The following is an 18,256-nucleotide window of genomic DNA, read 5'->3' as shown; positions in this document are numbered from 1 at the left end:
ATATGACAAACAAGAAACAATCCGATTCAACCATAGTGTTGAATCGCAAAGCAGGCTTCAATTATTTTCTTGAGGATCAGTACGAAGCGGGGCTTGTACTTGAGGGCTGGGAAGTCAAAAGCCTGCGCGCCGGAAAAATTAATTTATCTGATGCACATATTATTATCAAAAACGGTGAAGCCTTTTTACTGGGTGCCCAGATCCAACCGCTCATTACTGCCTCGACTCACTCCATTCCTGACCCCATACGTACCCGTAAGCTGTTATTAAATAAAAAAGAATTGAACCACCTCATCGGCAGTGTTGAACGTCAAGGCTATACCATTGTGCCACTTTCTTTATATTGGAAAAAAAATAATATAAAAATAAAAATAGCTTTGGCTAAGGGCAAAAAAGAGCATGATAAGCGAGACTCCATTAAAGACCGTGAATGGGAAAGAGACCGTTCTCGCATCATGAAAAAAACAGGGAGAGACTGATGAATATAGGTGAATCGATACCCGATTTTGCATTTTCGGCAACGAGTGGAATTAATGCACGTTTAAGCGATTATAAAGGACAGTATGTTGTCCTTTATTTTTATCCTAAGGATGCAACACCAGGTTGTACCACAGAAGGGCAAGATTTTCGTGATGCCTACCCCCAATTCCAAAAATTAAATACTCAGATATTTGGAATTTCTCGTGACAGCTTAAAATCGCATGAGAACTTTAAAGCCAAACAAAACTTTCCATTTGAGCTCATTAGTGATCCAGACGAACAATTATGCCAATTGTTTGAGGTGATTAAAATGAAATCAATGTATGGAAAACAAGTGCGTGGAATTGAGCGCAGTACGTTCATCATTGATCCGCAGGGAAAATTAAGCAAAGAATGGCGTAAAGTAAGCGTCAAAGGTCATGTAGACGAAGTACTTAGTGCGTTAAAGTAACCATTTTATTCTTGACTGGGTCGCATCCCCTAAGCAGAATGAAGGAAGCAATCAAATAAGTGTCGCTTGGTGAAGGTTGGATTTCACCCTAACTTGATGGCAGTTAGGTACTGACTTCAACCAGGCTACACGTTTTAATCACAAGGTGAATTTATGGATAATAGCAATACCCGTCAGAAGTTGTTTGTACTTGATACCAATATTTTAATGCATGACCCTACCGCCATCTATCATTTTGAAGAGCATGATATCTATTTGCCAATGGTGGTGCTGGAAGAACTAGACAATCATAAAATGGGTACATCGGAGGTGGCACGTAACGTCCGCCAAACAAACCGCATGTTGGTAGAGCTCATGAGTAACTCTACCCATGAACAAATCGTCTCAGGATTAGCTATACCTAATTATTTGCATTCAGATAAGAAAAAGTGCAGTGGAAAGTTATTTTTTCAAACCGATGAATTCGATCAGGTTGTTCCATCGACTCTTCCTGGACACAAAGTAGATAATACAATTCTTGCCACTGCTTTGGGCTTACAAAAAAAATACACAGGGAAAAAGCAAGTAATTATTGTATCAAAAGACATCAATTTGCGTATTAAGGCCGGGATACTGGGGATTCTTGCTGAAGATTATTACAGCGATCAGGTGCTTGATGATGTCAATCTGTTACATAAAGGCTTGCATATTCTTGATAATAATTTCTGGGATACTCATGCTAAAGATATGGAGTCATGGCAAGAAAGTGGAAAAACTTTTTATAAAGTAACGGGGCCTTTAATCCATCAATGGAACCCCAATGATTGCATCAGTACGGAAGATGATCAGTTTCAAGCCATCGTAAAGAAATTGGAGCATGATCATGCGGTCATCCAGCTAACCCGTGATTATACAAAGCATTCTGTATGGGGAATTCATGCGAAAAACCGTGAACAAAACTTCACCTTAAACCTGCTTATGGATCCTGAGATCGATTTTGTCAGCTTACAAGGTCCTGCTGGAACAGGAAAAACGCTACTCACGATTGCAGCAGGTTTAACCCAAGTCCTGGATCAAAACCGTTATACCGAGATTTTAATGACCCGTGTGACAATTCCTGTCGGCGAAGACATTGGTTTCCTTCCCGGTACCGAAGAAGAAAAAATGACCCCGTGGATGGGCGCTTTAATGGATAACTTAGAAGTGCTCCACAGTTCCCAGGTGGGTGGTACTTTTGGGCGTGGCGCAACTCAAGATTTATTGCAAAACAAAATTAAAATTCGCTCTTTGAATTTTATGCGTGGCCGTACCTTTTTAAATCGATACATTATCATTGATGAGGCGCAAAACTTAACTCCAAAACAGATAAAAACTTTAGTAACCCGTGCAGGCCCAGGGTCTAAGATTATTTGTCTGGGTGATATTAAACAAATTGATACCCCCTATTTGAGTGAAACGACTTCGGGTTTAACTTTTGCCGTTGATCGCTTTAAACACTGGGAACATAGCGCTCATATGAGTCTGACACGTGGCGAACGTTCAAGACTTGCATTTTATGCGGCGGAACATTTATAGTATGCACTTTAAGGATTTACCATGACTGATCATGCCATCACTTTTGATGACGTTCTACTTGTTCCTTCCTACAACCACCATGAATCAAGAAGAGTAGTGGAAACTGCCAGTACTGACAGACTGGGCAAATTAACCTTAGAGCTGCCTGTAATCAGTTCAAATATGGATACCATTACTGAAAGTGCAATGGCCAATTTCATGGGTTCTAAAGGCGCTATGGGTGCTTTACATCGCTTTATGAGCATTGAAGACAACATTGCCGAGTTTAAAAAGTGCCAAAATAGAGTTTTTGTTTCAGTAGGTTGTACTGCCGCTGAATTAGAAAGAGCGGCGGCATTACGTGATGCAGGCGCTGACTATTTTTGTGTGGATGTGGCTCATGCTCATGCCAAATATGTGGGTAAGACCCTCAAAAGCTTACGTCAGATACTTGCTGATCGATGTATTATGGCTGGAAATGTTGCTACCTACGCTGGAGCGGATTATCTTGCCTCATGCGGAGCGGATATAATCAAAGCAGGTATTGGTGGTGGTTCGGTATGCAGCACTCGAATTAAAACAGGTTTTGGTGTTCCCATGTTAACCTGTATTCAAGACTGTTCACGCTCTGATCGCTCTATTGTTGCTGATGGCGGCATTAGAACCTCAGGAGATATCGTCAAAGCGTTAGCTTTTGGCGCTGATTTTGTCATGATTGGCGGGATGCTAGCGGGTACTTCACCAACCCCTGGCGAAGTCATTCAAAAACCAGATGGCAGCAAGGTAAAGCGTTATCGTGGCATGGCCTCAAAAGAAGCACAAGAAAACTTCTTAGGCCAAATGCATGAATGGAAAACCGCAGAAGGTGTAGCAACTGAGGTCCCTTTCAAAGAAAATCCCGATGCCATTATTGCGGATATCGTAGGCGGTTTAAGATCGGGTCTGACCTATGCTGGTGCGGACACAATCAGTGAACTGCAACGCAAATTAAATTATGTAGTGGTCACCCAAGCCGGTCGTATTGAAAGCTTACCGCATAAATTATTAGGCTAAATTGCATCCAACCCCGGGTGAAGGCGTAAGCTATAACCCGGGCTCTGTTTTTCCCCGGGATTCGCTTCGCCTCACTCAGGCTACATCGTATTACTTACAGTTGCGGTTTGATCTTCTGTCAAATCTTTAGAAGGAGCTGGTGTACTCGATTGAGGTGAGACACTTGTAAAATCTTGGGGCAATGATTGCTCCGCGAAAGACATGGGAGACGTAGTAGTATCTGATGGAGAACCAAGTTCCATTACTGTGTCGTTCTCTTCTTCTTCTTCAAACTCATCAACCATTTGCTCATTTTCTTTGTCAACATCTTGCTGCTCTTCTTGCTGTTCGTCTTCTAGGTCTTCATTTTGCTCTATTTCATCTTCTCGTTCATTTTGTACTGTAACCTTCTCATCTGCTTCTACATTTTCAGCTTCCACTACACTACCAAGCTCTTCCTTCTTACCAATGTTATTTACTTTCTCGGTAAGTTTTTCTAAGGCCTGAACTATTGAGTCGTTGGCTTTGTCAGGAAGCGAGGTAATCGTACTTTTAGCGGTACTCAGTGCATCGGTGAATTTACCCACTGCTTGCCCCACTGGGGTTTTATTGAATTCTGCAAGCTTCTCATCGACCTTATCTGAAACTGCTTGTTTTGCTTTATCGATGAGTTCGTCTTTCTTCGCACCTATGGCATCACTTAATCCACCTAGAGCTTTCCCCAGCTTAGATTGTGCAGCTTTATCCCAAGCCTTACCTGCAGCATTTTTTAAAGCACCATTGATATCGCCCTGAATTTCCTCGACCATATGCCCGAGATCATCCAGATACTCCTTCATAGGGTCTTTTTTATCCTTACCCTCTTCTTTTCCCTGACCTTCCGCTTTTTTGGCTTTAGGTACTTCTTGTTCTTGCTTAGGCTTGTCTTCGTCTTTCTTAGCGGTTTGCTTTGGCCCATCAGAAACATCAGGAGCTATAACCTGTGGTTTTGGAGGAGGTGGTGTATCACTAACTGTTTGACCTGGGGTCTGGCTGCCTGGTTTTGGGCTGGTAGGTTCAGTTTTTCCGTTACTCATTGTCTTTAACCTCTACAATATCTACCCCTATTATAATAAAGATAGCACATCAAAAGAAACATTGCCTCTAAATAAATAGCGCAGAATCAGTATTTTCAGATACACTTAAGCATATCAGGATTCTTTTTATATGAACCATATTTACCCATAATTTACACTTATTTTGCAAAGTAAATGCACTGAAATGGAATAATAAATGATGATGAATCAAAATGATTTTCGTTATATGAGTCATGGCAAACAATTGCTTGATTTAAAAAAGGAAGATTTAGCACTGCTTAAGCCAATTAATCAACGGGGACCAAAAAAAGAACGAGCCCTCCTGCTTTTACATGGGTTTACTTCCACCCCCGCTGTGTATCGTTACCTGATTCCTCAAATAAATCATTACGATGCATTAGTTTGCCCGGCATTACCTGGACATGCTGAAAGCATTGCAGATTTTGCACAAGCCAAAGCTGAAGATTGGCTTAATTGTGCCATGCTAGAATGTGAAGCCTTATTTAAGGAATACCCAAAAGTAGACATACTGGGATTATCACTTGGGGGTATTTTAGCATGCAAGCTGAGTACAATATTTACATTCAATCATATGTTCCTTTTAGCACCTGCATTAAAACTCCGTATGAACATTGATCAGAACTTGAAACTTCTTGCTGTGCTCAAAAAACTTGGATTCTGTGAGCTAAGAGGACAAGCAGGGAATCTGCAAACGGATCAATATGCTGAAATATCCTACAGAAAGCTCCCAATTCCTGCACTTATTGAACTGTTTACCTTGATTCGTACACACCATTGGGTAGCACCAAGCTGTCCAATCGATCTTTTTTTAGGAACCCATGATGCGGTTGTTGATTCAAAAGAGATAGAGCGAATTTTTGCCCCTTTAGCGAACACCCAAATCCATTGGCTCACTAACTCCGCACATGTTTTACCATTAGATAATGATTTGGATCAGATTGTTCAATGCATCAATCAGCATGCATCTTTTAGGCAGAATGAAAAAACTTCGCTTCGGTTAATGGACGATGCGCTGGGTATTAAGGAAATTTAACTTCTACCCTCATCCGCACTAACAAGTACCTTCTCGCCAGCCTCAGTCATCGCGAGTGTCAGGGAACTCCTCATTGTGACGCTTTAGTAGTGCAGTTTATAGAAAAAATTCTCTCTCCCGTTATTGGGAGAGGGATTTGGCTGAGGGTAAAAACCTCGTCCTTTTTAAGGAACTTGCTTATTGTAACGCGTAAAATCTTTAAACTCTGCTTGATTCCACTCACGCATATCCAATACCGAACCATCAAAAGCCATAAAGTCCGCTCGGGTGTTTGGCAGGTTATAATAATAAATATCACTGGCATCCGTAGCTAAATTACTTTGATGTTTCGCCACCGAAATTTCTGCAACAGAATGCCCATGCGTTCTTACAAAGCTACGTTGTGCACGTAAATAACGTCCTTTAAATCGAGCATTTCCCCAGAGTTCAACATCAAGCCTATTGACTGCTCCCGCTAGTTGAAGCGTCGCTTTCTGCTTTGCACGAACCATCAAGTTATCCGTTCTAACCCAATACAAACTGAGCCAGGCATTGCCATACATCGACAAATTGGCTAAATTGGCAATCCCTTCAAGCTGAACCTTTGGGTCTCCCTGCAGATTTATCTGTAAATTTTGGCTTGCGATACCGCCAATTTGCACCAGGCCTTTACCCTTGACATCCAATACGCGTAAACCGATAGTACCGCCTAACCTGACGTTCCCCGTTTTTACTAAATAAACATCCAATACACTGGTGTGTATCTGACTTCCCCTAATTAAAGGAACACCTTGAGCCATCAAGCGATTAAGAAACTGGCCGCGAACATCCGCATAAACTGGACCATGGGCATTACCAATAGACAAGTACAATGTATTTTGTTTGACCTCTGCTTTTACTGTAGCGAGATCACGCGCATCTCCTGATAAAATCACTTGCGGCTGTTTATAGCCCGTGTGCAAATTAACACTGAGTGGTCCTTCTATAACCAGCTGATTAAAGGTTGGAACTGCTCTGACTTGTTTCGTCTTTACCGCTTGTGGTAAAGGCGGGGTTATTTTTTTTTGGAGCCCATGATGCGCGCAAGCGGTTAATAAAAAGACAGTTAGAATCAATAAGTAAAACCGCTTTTGCATAGATTTCATTCCTAGTTTCAATAATTCCTCTACATTAGAGCAAGTTCTGGCAATGTGCAAGGTCAATGATGATGCATCACTCTTTGAATTCGCTATTGGCCTAGATATTCACATGATGAAAATATTTACAGGGATAATAACTCCATCAGCCAGGGTAGAGTCTACTCAAGATCTGTTCTACCCGATTGAGGAGTAGCTGGTCTCATAAAAGTATTATGACTTGCTAAAAAATTTTTTTGAGTAACTTTCTTAGCTATTGTGCTTACGAATTAGCTAATTCACAGAGGGTGCAGGGATCCCTGACGTTCCTTTTTCCAGGAGGTAGCTAAAACCAGGATCCCTTATTAAAATCAGAAAGCATTACATGAGCGGGACAAGTATCGTTCACTGGAGCATTAGGAGCATCATCGATTAGAGATTCTAACGATTCATTAAAAGGGATTAAAGCCGGCAATTGGATATAAATATCAACCAAAATACCATTTCTACAGCCTAAATAAACCTTGCCAGAGTTCTTTTTTCCAAAGGCTTGGGCTACCCTCTCCCGCAAAACAGTTAATGGCACTTTTTGTCCTTGATGTTGGGTAAGATACTGTCCTAAAACTGAATTATCGACCGCTACGGTCAATCGCATGGCTAAAGAAAAATACTCATCTGCAGACAAAATTTGACAACTGCCATGCTTATTCCATTCATGGCGCTCCAAACAACTCCCATAATTGTAACTGGGCATAAGTTTTTTCAAATTTTCCGATACTTGGGGTGATAAACTCAGGGGAGGATAAGCACAATGTCTGGATTTTTGTTCTACCCCGCAGAATCCATAGCTTTGACCACAAGCATTCTGATTTGGCCATAAACCATGTAAGGTAAGATGTTTTGCTTGATACGAGTTTTTAGATAAGTGCATGCACTCGGGTTTACCTGCTTCATAACCATAAGTTTGACAAAAACCTGGCTGTGAACTGAGGGCAAGCACATAAGAGTCAGACATGCCTGCATGCGTGTCACATGCATCGCCAAATCCTACAGAAGCAACGACGTTGACAGAAAAAACAAGCAACAAAAGGGCAGTGAGCTTTTTCATTAAGACACTCCAACCAAGCTTCTTTTGAACATTATACATAAGATGAACCTGAAAGCCAGTTTTTATTTTTATATAAGATATTGAATTTTAATGAAAATTAATTAACTAAAATGTCTAATTTAAATACTACAGAAAACGCCTGGCCCGGATTACGCTGCGTTAATCCGAGCTAAAAAATTCAGGTTACAATACTAACAAAAATCATTCATGGGAGAACCAGCTGGGGTAACCGTTTGTCCATCGTCACTAGCCAACAAGGGTACTTTCTCGCTTGAAAGCTCTTTTTTACTCCACAAGGAGAAAATGAATGAACGCTCAGGTTTTGGTTCAGGCGTAGGCTCTTCAAGAAGTTTTTTACAAAACGCCGAATATTCTTTGTCATCAAATTCCAACGAACTTTTTTCTTCTGGTTTAAATAGAGCATCCACCAAAAGTTGCGATGCGATCGCCAACGCTGCTGCTGCAACAAGCATAGGGATGCCTATGCCTAGAGGTACAAACATTAAACTGGCAAAAACAACAGCAGGAACCATACATTGTATCAAAATGCTGCGCACTAAATTGACTGATTGATAAACTATCATCTCTTTTTGATATTCGGATTCTGCTTGGCATTTCTTAATTTCAAGATAAAGTAGCTTTTTTTCATCCAGATCGAGATCTTTATTCTCTTTTAATAACTTGATTAACATCTTAATCTTTTGCGCAGCATCCTCTTCTTGCTCTTGTCTATTCTTATAGGTTTTATAGATTTCAATGCCTCCTTTGATTGCATTACTAATAATCGTAAATGCAAGGCACAATACTGCACCAGCGATGGCCATTGAAGCTAAAACTGGAGCTGATATCGGCATGAATGGCATGGTTAAGATCATAAAAGCCGCCATCAAACTAACAGCGTAGGCAATATTAACAATTAAGGATACCTTTTGCAGATGCCACTCCCTTTCACATTTTAACTTTTCCCGTTTTAATGCGTGGATTTGCATCTCGATTTGACGCTTTGCTTTTAGCTCTTCATCCTGTAGCTTGCTTACTAATTCTAGATCCTTAAGCGCTTGAAGTTGTCTGTGTAATCGTTCTAAATCTTCATCATATTGCAGCATGGCTTTATTATATTTTGTACTTTGCTCAGCAAAATCCCATAATGCTATGGCAATATCAAAAACTAATAGTGCAAGAGTAACCGCATCCCCCGCTGTACCTAATAAACCTTTTCCAGTAAGCCAGAAAAAACACACTAAATTAGCCGTTCCCCAAATTGAATCATTCAATAAGGTAAATTTTCTTTGATCCCATTGAGTTAGGAAACGCTCCTGCCAAGGTGTTTTTGCCTCTTCGTCACTCATCCATGGATGTTTAACGGTGTGCTTGAGCAATAAAAACAGATTCAGGGCAAAACGAGCGTAATATAAAATCCAGCTCAGATTCCCGGTATAAGGATCAGGCACTCTTATCGCATCGGTTGCCTGTTTTTGATAAAAACGATCTTCGGGAACCAGGCTAATCACGGTTTTTAAGAAACTTGATCCCCATACCCAATATAGCCGCCCTTCATTCAGACCGCCCATGTTGTCTCTAATTTTTCTTGCCGTCCCACCAGATAAATCAGCAATGTCTCTAGCCAACAATTGACCAAGGGGAATACCCAAATATTTTATTGGCTGATCAGGATGAAGCTCTTCTTGTTCAGGATGCTTTTTGATTCGTTCTTGATACTCAGGATCCAGCTCTATAAGAAATTTTGAGCATCTTTTAATGTATTCACCATATTTTTTTGCATTTTCTGTTTTTTGATAGTCAATCTCATGCTTTTGTTGCGCTGCCAAAAGCATCAGGGTGATTTTCAAATTGAATGCCAACTCTTCTTTTTGTTTGTCATTCATATAGGCAAACATAACCCTATCCGTGTTATCCAATACTCCTAAATAAAACTCTAAGGAGGGCAGAAAACTATCACTACGATGCTCCGTGTACGCGCGACCAGTTAAAGAGCGAATAGCGTCTAGCTCTGCTCCTCTGGCACGTTGATACTTTTTAGAACAGGTCTGTTTTAATTGGTCATATTGCTTTTGAAGGCGTATAGATTGAAAGTAATCATAAGTCTGTGCACTGGGATCGAGTTCATCTGGTTCTTCAATTAAGCGAATACTTACTTTTTTTAGATCTACATCTATATCAACATAATAAAGCACGCCATCCTGCAAAACGATGGCGTTATTCTCATGAAGCAATGGGCTGAGGGTTTCAAATTGAATTTCCTCTTCATCTTCAAAATTAAGCTGATCTGGATCTATCTTGATAAGGCCGCACTCTGCTCTGTTGTACTTAAGCAAATCCTCGAAGCTCAAATCAGCAAGTTCCTTATTTTCTTTTAAAGCATCTCGAAGAAAGGATTGAAGAATTGCGCTACTTGTTGCCATAAGTGCCACCTCGGTGTTCATGAATTTCGGCGACTAATTCATTTAATCTAAGTAAAAAATTAATCTGTTCTTTTTTATAACATAAAATCAATTAAAAAAACAAGATGTACATACATTGATTTACACATTTGAAACCATAATTTTACAAAATAATTCATTTTAAGAGGCACTTAATCATATTTTGAGGTGAAATAATGTGAAACTCGGGGTTAAGATGCCCCATGATGTAAAAATCATTGTGGTCTGGTAGCTTGGGTCAAGACCCTACCTACAGGCGGCTCAATTTTTAGGAGAGATCACGGGCATAAATATCATCAAAACGCTTAATATCATCTTCTCCCAAATAGGCGCCACTTTGTACCTCAATGACATACAGCGGCTCATCCCCTGGGTTGCTTAATCGATGCAGCGTATTTTGTGCAATATAAGTCGATTGATTTACCGATAAGTGGATTGTTTGCCTATCATTGATTACTTCTGCTTTTCCAGAGACAACCACCCAATGTTCCGCTCGATGCTGATGCATTTGTAAGGATAAACGTGCTCCAGGTTTCACCATCAGTCGCTTTACCTTAAATGAAGCACCCTCGGCTAAAATCTCATAATATCCCCATGGACGAGATACCCGTTGATGATCCTGGGTTACTTGATGATGATCTTTACTTAAAGAACTCACCAAATCCTTAACCTGTTGTGAATATTGCTTGTCTGCTACTAAAACAGCATCTTGGGTTGCAACAATAATTTGATCTTGAACCCCGATTGCAGTGACCAAAATGTCGGTACTATGAATCAAGCAATTCGTACTCTGCTGAGCAATAACTTTTCCAGTCACCGTATTTCCGTCTTGATCCGGTATGTTTGCATCGGCAACTGCAGACCAACATCCTAAATCACTCCATTGCATGGAAACAGGAATAACAGCCGCTTTATTTGTCTTTTCCATAATCGCATAATCAATCGACTCTGCCTCACAACGCGAAAAGCATTCTAAATCAAGACGTAAAAAATCATGATGATGCTGGGCTTTTGAAACTGCTTGCTGACTAAAATAATAAATATCCGGCTGGTATTCGGCCAATTCCTGGAGATAGACACCAGCACGACATACAAACATGCCACTATTCCAAAAATAATTGCCACTGGCGATAAACTCTTTTGCCATCTCAATGGCTGGTTTTTCTCTAAAACTTAAAACTTGCTGCACCTTGTCGGTTAAGGACATACCCGCCTCTATATAACCATATCCTGTTTTAGGGCTATCAGGCTCAATACCAAAAGTAACTAGAGCTTGATGCTCGGCCGCAAATTGCGCCCCGATCAACATCGCTTCTCGCCATGCCTGATCATCGGCTATCCAATGGTCTGAAGGCAGTACTAACATCATTGCATCTGGGCCGGCAATTTGCGATAAATAATGCGCAGCACAGGCAATCGCCGGAGCCGTATTGCGGGCACAAGGCTCCAGCAGATAAGTCATTGAATGGGTAAAATGATTTAATTGATCCTGGCAAAGAAAATAATGAGCGTCATTACTCACAATAAGAGATTGAGTACTTACCAAGTTCTGAGCTCTTTTCACGGTTTGCTGTAAAAGGGATAATTCTCCGTTTAAGGCCAGAAATTGTTTCGGATAATTTTTACGAGATAACGGCCATAAACGAGTTCCAGAACCTCCAGCTAGGATAACAGGATAAAAAGTAGTCGTCATAAGGTCCCATGTTATGGCATAATTTGGCGCATTCTAACAGTATTTTTGACCTAAAAAAAGGTAACTTCTCGATAAGATCTAGACAGAAACCCTGGCTACATTTTCAGGCATCATTCAGTTAAATGGTAAAATACCCTGCCTAGCCCCTGCGACTGGTCAGCAGGGTCGAGTAAAGGGTTCAAAATTTCTGGATTCCGCCGGCAAATCTCGGCACGTAGTAAAAAATGATTTCCTTTAACTTCCTGGTCTGTCCGTAAAATTTAACGAGCTTTTTTTACTTAGGCTTATTGAACATGTTATAAGATAGCTAAATTCTTCATGGAGACTTTTACATTATGAAAAAAGCGGTAGTCTTACTGTCTGGAGGTCTGGATTCAACGACTTGTCTGGCTTTAGCAACCTCCAAAGGTTTTTCCTGTTATGCACTAAGTTTTGCTTATGGACAAAGGCATTCTGCTGAGCTGCTCGCCGCGCAGCGTATTGCACAACATTATAAAGTGGCCAAACATCATATCGTTACCTTAGATACAGAACTGTTCCGCAATTCCGCTTTGACTAATTCCAACTTGGAAGTACCTGCTTTTCAGGAGAGCTCTGAGATTCCCGTTACTTATGTTCCTGCTCGCAATACAATTTTCTTGTCAATGGCCTTAGGTCTTGCTGAATCCATAGGGGCACGAGATATCTTTATCGGCGCAAGCTCTGTTGATTATTCACATTATCCGGATTGTCGTCCCGAATTTATCGATGCATTTCAAACTTTAGCCAATTTGGCAACCAAAGCTGGGGTCACTGGGGATCATTTTTCCATTCACGCGCCCTTACAGCACTTGAGTAAGGCACAAACCATTCAATTGGGGACAAGCCTAGGCGTAGACTATAGCTTAACGGTTTCATGCTATCAGGCAAATGATGCTGGCCAAGCTTGCGGAGAATGCGACAGTTGTACGTTTAGACGACGTGGTTTTATCGGAGCTGGAGTTGCTGACCCTACCTTATACCGTCATTCATCTCACCAAAGTAATATCGATTAAAGACAGGTATTGATAGGCCCTAACTGATAACTAAGACTCACGGACGAACAATAATTGCTCGTTAAGGATAAATAAAGAAAAATGTGAAAATTTTTTATACTATTGGTGCCAAAAAATCAAATAATTTTACACTTTTGTTACAACAAATTGAGCATTTTTGATTCACATGTAGCAAAAACATTGCTATCATCCGCCGTGATTTATAACCTTGGAGTAAAACATGGCATTAACAAAAATTCAGAAAAAAAAAATCAGTAATTTCTTCAGTGCAGTTGGTTATGCGCCAGCTACTGCCTTTAACTTTATTACTAACTTAATATTAGGCTCTACTGAAACAGATAAAGATACCGGTCAATCTGTGAAGAAGCCTGGTTTAATTGGCTTATTAGCTGATGGTATCAAATCTTTAGTTGGCTTATTAGCTGATGGTCTCAAGACTGTTACTCGTGCAGCTGCTGACTTTTTAGTTGCGCATAAGAAAGCGATTGCTGTTGCTGCTTGGACTTCTTTAGCTGTTGCTGGTGCTGCTGCCCTTACTTTATTCTTGTGGCCTGCTGCTTTAACTGCTGTTGCTTCATTCTCCGTCTACGGTATTTCGATTGCAGGTATCGCTGGCGCTAACGCTCTTGCACAAATCGGTGTTGCTTCTGCATTATCTTTTGCAGCTACTTCTACCCTAGCTTATGTTGGTGCTGCTGCTGGCAATTTTGTTAAATGGGTTGCAGGCTGCTGCAAAAAGGCTAGTGCTAGCCGCAAACCTTTAGTGATTCATACAGCTAATGAAGATGAGCAAGATGACCTGTTAGTAACAACAGTTCCTAGCCCATTAGGCAATTTAGGTTCTTCTAAAGTTGAAAGGAAAGAGCAAAAAGAAGCGGACGTGTTAAACTTTAAACCACTTCTTTCATCAAAACCTACTGTTACTGCTAAAAAATCCGAAGAAGATTTACTTAGTCTGGACGAAGAAGCTGCTCACACACCTGCACGTAAGCTTTCAGGCAGCCAGCAATAATTAGGTTGCGTGAAAATTACTGCTAAACGCGGCCTAGGCCGCGTTTTTTTTTGTACACGCAAAAGAGTGGCAACTCATTTTAAATCTGTGGGAATACCGCATTGTATGGTGCGCTTGATTCCAAAACGGGCCTATAATTAAGACTCTCGCAATAACTCAGCTACCTACAGCATTTATCACTCATATACGTTATAATCTGTCATTTAACACAAGCGGGTAACTCATTGATGGCGAAACAACGTAAAATGCTGGTAACCAGCGCCTTACCTTATGCAAATGGCCATTTACATCTTGGTCATTTGGTCGAACACATTCAAACGGATATCTGGGTACGCACCCATAAAATGTCGGGCATTGAGTGCATCAGCATTTGTGGCGATGATGCGCATGGGACCCCAATTATGTTGAAAGCAGAGCAAATGGGGATTACACCTGAAGCGTTGACTGCTGAAATTAAGTTAAGCCATGAACAAGACTTCAAAGCCTTTGCCATTGATTATGATTGCTATCACACCACCCACTCGCCAGAAAACCAAGCATTGGCTTCAGCGATTTACGAGGCATTGCAAGCAAATGGCTCAATAATTAAAAGAACCATACGCCAGGCTTATGACCCCGTAAAACAAATGTTTTTGCCAGATCGTTATGTCAAAGGAACCTGTCCCAAATGCGGTGCTAAAGATCAATATGGCGATAACTGTGAAGTATGTGGTGCAACCTACTCCCCGACGGATCTAATCGATGCGGTATCTGCTATTTCTGGTGCCAAACCTATAGAAAAAGATTCAGAGCATTACTTCTTTGATTTACCTCGTTATGAGCATCTCTTAAGAGAATGGACCCGTAGTGGTCACTTGCAAGCAGAGGTAGCGAACAAACTGGATGAATGGTTTGCCGCCGGATTAAAGCAATGGGATATTTCGCGCGATGCGCCCTATTTTGGATTTGCTATTCCTGGGACTACAGACAAATACTTCTATGTGTGGCTTGATGCCCCTATTGGCTATATGGCCAGTTTTAAAAAATACTGTGATGAGAAAAATATCTCCTTTAGTGAATTTTGGGATAAAGACTCCACAACCGAATTGTACCACTTCGTAGGTAAAGACATTGTTTACTTTCATGCTTTATTTTGGCCCGCCATGCTTGCTGCCAGTGGTCATCGCATGCCCACAGCAGTTTATACCCATGGCTTTTTGACAGTTGACGGCCAAAAAATGTCAAAATCACGTGGGACTTTCCTTGAAGCGCGTACTTATTTACAGCATTTACATCCTGAATACCTGCGCTATTATTTTGCGGCCAAACTCAATGGCCGTGTTGATGATTTGGATTTAAATTTTGATGATTTTATCAATCGCATCAACGCCGATTTGGTCGGTAAAGTGGTCAACATCGCCAGTCGTTGTGCCGGTTTTATTAATAAACGTTTTGATAACCGCCTCAGCGACCGCTTAAGTGATCCGCAGCTGTATGCAGAACTGCTGGAAATGCGCGCAGAGATCATAGAATCTTTTATTTCTCGTGATTACGCACGCGCTATTCGTGACATCATGGATTGTGCTGATAAAGTGAATCAGTACATTGATATGAATAAACCCTGGGTTTTGGCAAAAGAAGAAGGACGTTTATCTGAAGTTCAAGACATTTGCACCATGGGAATTAATTTATTTCGCATCCTGATCACTTATTTAAAGCCGGTATTGCCGCAGATGGCAAAAGCCGCGGAAGACTTTTTGAATTGTGAACCGCTTGCTTGGGATGCAATCGATCATCCTTTATTAAATCACCATCTCAATATTTTCCAGCCTTTAATGGTGCGTGTTGAAAAGGAAAAAATACAAGCCATGCTGGAGCAATCCAAACAGGTGTACAATGGCCTCAGTTAAAGAAATTGACGCGCTTTTGCCGCAAACTCAATGCGGTGAATGCGATTTTCCTGGTTGCTTACCCTATGCTGAAGCCTTGGCTCAAGGGACAACCACGATTAATAAATGTCCTCCTGGAGGAGTTGCCACCGTCAAAGCGTTAGGCGCTTTATTGCAGGTTGACCCAACTCCTTATTTGGCAGACGCACTTGCAAATACTCGCGCGCCATCGGTTGCAGTCATTCGTGAAGCAGAATGTATTGGTTGTACCAAATGCATCAAAGCGTGCCCAGTTGATGCAATTATTGGCAGTGGCAAATTAATGCATGCAGTAATCGACCATGAATGTACCGGTTGTGGTTTGTGTGTCGCACCCTGTCCAGTAGATTGCATTGAGATGGTTAGTTTACCGGAGGTACACTACGATAAAGATTTGGCACGCACACGTTTTCACGCGAAACAAAGCCGTTTATTGCGCGAGGAACATGAAAAGCAACAAGCTTACAGAGAAAAACGTCAACTTGCTTTGAAAGCGGATAAAACTCAAGACATACATGCTAAGCAAGACTACATTCAACAAGCATTGGCACGTGTTAAAGCGAAAAAATTATGAATAAGCTAAAACGTCGAGAAATTTTTGTACGCTTTCGCGCGCAAAATCCTCATCCAACGACTGAATTAGTTTATCATTCTTCTTTTGAATTATTAATCGCGGTCATTTTATCAGCCCAAGCAACGGATACTGGGGTAAATAAAGCAACTGCTAAATTATTTCCTGTTGCAAACTCGCCTCAAGATATTCTAGATTTGGGGCTGGAACAATTAAAAGAATATATTAAATCAATAGGTCTTTATAACAGCAAAGCACAAAATATTATGAAAACCTGTGCTTTGCTGGTTAATAAGTATGATGGAAATGTTCCCAATAAACGTGAAGAATTGGAGTCTCTACCTGGAGTGGGGCGCAAAACTGCCAATGTCATTCTCAATACAGCCTTTGGCGAACCCACTGTTGCAGTAGACACGCATATTTTTCGAGTGGCCAATCGGACTGGACTTGCTAAAGGGAAAACTCCTCTAGCGGTGGAAAAAGCACTCATAAAAAACATAGAGCCTGAATTTTTAAAAGATGCCCATCATTGGCTGATTTTGCATGGACGATACGTGTGTACGGCACGAAGCCCTCATTGCAAGACATGCATCATCCAGGATCTTTGTGAGTACCCAGATAAGAATTTATAAGATAAAATTTTCTTCTCTATTCTCTATCAGGGAAGAAGATCACCCTCACCCCTACCCCTCTCCCACAAGTGGGATAGGGGAGATTGCATAATTGATGGTTGTGAAAAGTTTCTCCACTGTCATTAAGCTAAAAATATCCCTTCTCTCCATGGGGAGAAGGTGCCCGTTAGGGCGGATGAGGGTTGGATAAAAATATAAGTTACGGACAACAACAATGAAAGAAAGCGATAAAAAAACTTTTATAAATTTCATTTTATTAAAATTTTACCAATTTTTATCAAAGGAAGATAACGTCACTAAAAGAACATATCTGTATGATTTCGCTCAATTCACCCAGGAAATAAAACCTGGAGATGTACTCTTAGTAGAAAGTCATACACGTATGGGCAATATTATTCGCCTTATTTCCGAAAGCACCTGGACGCACGCCGCTTTATATATTGGGCGTCTTGAGGAGATTACAAATCCGTCTTTACGTGAAATAGTACAAAAAAATTCTCCAAATCTGACTTCAGATCAGCTCATCATAGAAAGTGTCCTTGGCGAAGGAACTCGAATTTCGTGTGTTGATGAATATAAAAATGATCACATCCGCATTTTAAGACCGTCCTTACTGCTTCCCGAGGATAAAGAAAAAGTGATTGCTGCCGCCATTCATAAAATTGGCAAGTACTACAGTTTAAGACATCTTTTTGATCTGGCACGCTTTATTTTTCCTTGGAGTTTTTTTCCTCGTAAATGGCGCTCTTCTTTATTCCAGCACAATATGTTGCAACCCACAGAGGATATATGCTCTTCGATGATTGCTCATGTGTTTCAATCAGTAAACTACCCTATTTTGCCGCTTATAAAAAAAGATAAAACAGGCTATGCATTAATCCACAGAAATCCCCGTCTTTATACCCCAAGTGACTTTGATCTTTCCCCCTTTTTTGATGTGATCAAATATCCAATCTTACCCCTGCAAAAGGGTCAAACTTATCATGACTTACCGTGGAAGAAACAATTAATCAGTGATGATATTGGAGTCGTTGAGCTGAAAGATAAAGAATAACTCACTTTGTTTTTGACATATTGATCTTAATAGAATCGTAACAACATGTTATGTTCCTGCGCTTCATGAGAAAAAGACTAGCAT

16 protein-coding genes are annotated in these 18,256 nt (G+C 40.8%); 11 read left to right on the top strand and 5 right to left on the bottom strand.

Annotated features, from left to right (window positions below):
• The first annotated feature begins 2 nt into the window (after positions 1-2).
• The 4 genes from smpB (at position 3) to OQJ26_RS00130 (ending at position 3,517) form a co-directional block, all read left to right on the top strand.
• On the top strand, positions 3-479 hold the full coding sequence (gene smpB / locus OQJ26_RS00145; RefSeq protein WP_265701885.1) for an SsrA-binding protein SmpB: 477 nt from the start codon (positions 3-5) through the stop codon (positions 477-479).
• Positions 479-931 (top strand): peroxiredoxin, encoded by a 453-nt coding sequence (locus OQJ26_RS00140; RefSeq protein ID WP_265701884.1) that lies wholly within the window; start codon positions 479-481, stop codon positions 929-931. Before smpB ends, OQJ26_RS00140 begins: the two co-directional genes overlap by 1 nt.
• A gap of 153 nt (positions 932-1,084) precedes the next feature.
• Positions 1,085-2,485 (top strand): PhoH family protein, encoded by a 1,401-nt coding sequence (locus tag OQJ26_RS00135; RefSeq protein WP_265701883.1) that lies wholly within the window; start codon positions 1,085-1,087, stop codon positions 2,483-2,485.
• Positions 2,486-2,506: 21 nt separating this feature from the next.
• On the top strand, positions 2,507-3,517 hold the full coding sequence (locus OQJ26_RS00130; RefSeq protein WP_265701882.1) for a guanosine monophosphate reductase: 1,011 nt from the start codon (positions 2,507-2,509) through the stop codon (positions 3,515-3,517).
• A gap of 80 nt (positions 3,518-3,597) precedes the next feature.
• On the opposite strand, the gene OQJ26_RS00125 is transcribed toward OQJ26_RS00130, so the two are convergent.
• On the bottom strand, positions 3,598-4,572 hold the full coding sequence (locus OQJ26_RS00125) for a hypothetical protein (RefSeq protein ID WP_265701881.1): 975 nt from the start codon (positions 4,570-4,572) through the stop codon (positions 3,598-3,600).
• A gap of 202 nt (positions 4,573-4,774) precedes the next feature.
• On the opposite strand from OQJ26_RS00125, the gene OQJ26_RS00120 reads away from it, so the two are divergent.
• Entirely contained in the window at positions 4,775-5,626 is an 852-nt protein-coding gene (locus OQJ26_RS00120) for an alpha/beta hydrolase (protein ID WP_265702210.1), read from the top strand.
• 164 nt (positions 5,627-5,790) lie between these two features.
• On the opposite strand, the gene OQJ26_RS00115 is transcribed toward OQJ26_RS00120, so the two are convergent.
• The 4 genes from OQJ26_RS00115 to OQJ26_RS00100 form a co-directional block, all read right to left on the bottom strand.
• Positions 5,791-6,741 carry a GIN domain-containing protein gene (locus OQJ26_RS00115; protein WP_265701880.1) on the bottom strand — a complete coding sequence of 317 codons (951 nt, stop codon included), beginning with the start codon at positions 6,739-6,741 and terminating at the stop codon, positions 5,791-5,793.
• A gap of 325 nt (positions 6,742-7,066) precedes the next feature.
• On the bottom strand, positions 7,067-7,828 hold the full coding sequence (locus OQJ26_RS00110; RefSeq protein WP_265701879.1) for a ribonuclease T2 family protein: 762 nt from the start codon (positions 7,826-7,828) through the stop codon (positions 7,067-7,069).
• 191 nt (positions 7,829-8,019) lie between these two features.
• Positions 8,020-10,251, bottom strand: coding sequence for a hypothetical protein (locus OQJ26_RS00105; RefSeq protein WP_265701878.1), 2,232 nt, complete (start codon positions 10,249-10,251; stop codon positions 8,020-8,022).
• Between the two features lie 286 nt (positions 10,252-10,537).
• Positions 10,538-11,962, bottom strand: a complete 1,425-nt coding sequence (locus tag OQJ26_RS00100; protein WP_265701877.1) for a mannose-1-phosphate guanylyltransferase/mannose-6-phosphate isomerase — start codon at positions 11,960-11,962, stop codon at positions 10,538-10,540.
• Between the two features lie 335 nt (positions 11,963-12,297).
• On the opposite strand from OQJ26_RS00100, the gene queC reads away from it, so the two are divergent.
• From queC to OQJ26_RS00070, 6 genes are all read left to right on the top strand, one after another.
• Positions 12,298-12,996, top strand: coding sequence for a 7-cyano-7-deazaguanine synthase QueC (queC, locus tag OQJ26_RS00095; protein WP_265701876.1), 699 nt, complete (start codon positions 12,298-12,300; stop codon positions 12,994-12,996).
• A 220-nt stretch (positions 12,997-13,216) separates the two neighbouring features.
• Positions 13,217-14,008, top strand: a complete 792-nt coding sequence (locus OQJ26_RS00090) for a hypothetical protein (RefSeq protein ID WP_265701875.1) — start codon at positions 13,217-13,219, stop codon at positions 14,006-14,008.
• Positions 14,009-14,235: 227 nt separating this feature from the next.
• Positions 14,236-15,897: a methionine--tRNA ligase gene (metG, locus tag OQJ26_RS00085; protein ID WP_265701874.1), complete on the top strand. Its 1,662-nt coding sequence runs from the start codon at positions 14,236-14,238 to the stop codon at positions 15,895-15,897.
• Positions 15,884-16,489, top strand: coding sequence for an RnfABCDGE type electron transport complex subunit B (locus OQJ26_RS00080; RefSeq protein WP_265701873.1), 606 nt, complete (start codon positions 15,884-15,886; stop codon positions 16,487-16,489). Before metG ends, OQJ26_RS00080 begins: the two co-directional genes overlap by 14 nt.
• A complete protein-coding gene (nth, locus tag OQJ26_RS00075; RefSeq protein ID WP_265701872.1) occupies positions 16,486-17,118 on the top strand; it encodes an endonuclease III in 633 nt (210 codons plus the stop codon). The genes OQJ26_RS00080 and nth overlap by 4 nt, the downstream gene beginning before the upstream one ends.
• A 214-nt stretch (positions 17,119-17,332) precedes the next feature.
• Complete coding sequence (locus tag OQJ26_RS00070) at positions 17,333-18,172, top strand: YiiX/YebB-like N1pC/P60 family cysteine hydrolase (protein ID WP_265701871.1); 840 nt, start codon at positions 17,333-17,335, stop codon at positions 18,170-18,172.
• Positions 18,173-18,256 lie beyond the last annotated feature (84 nt).

Origin of the sequence: Legionella sheltonii, assembly GCF_026191355.1 — a bacterium.
Lineage (GTDB): Bacteria > Pseudomonadota > Gammaproteobacteria > Legionellales > Legionellaceae > Legionella > Legionella sheltonii.
Note: the sequence above shows the minus strand (reverse complement) of the source record. Positions and strands in the feature narration are given on the sequence as shown.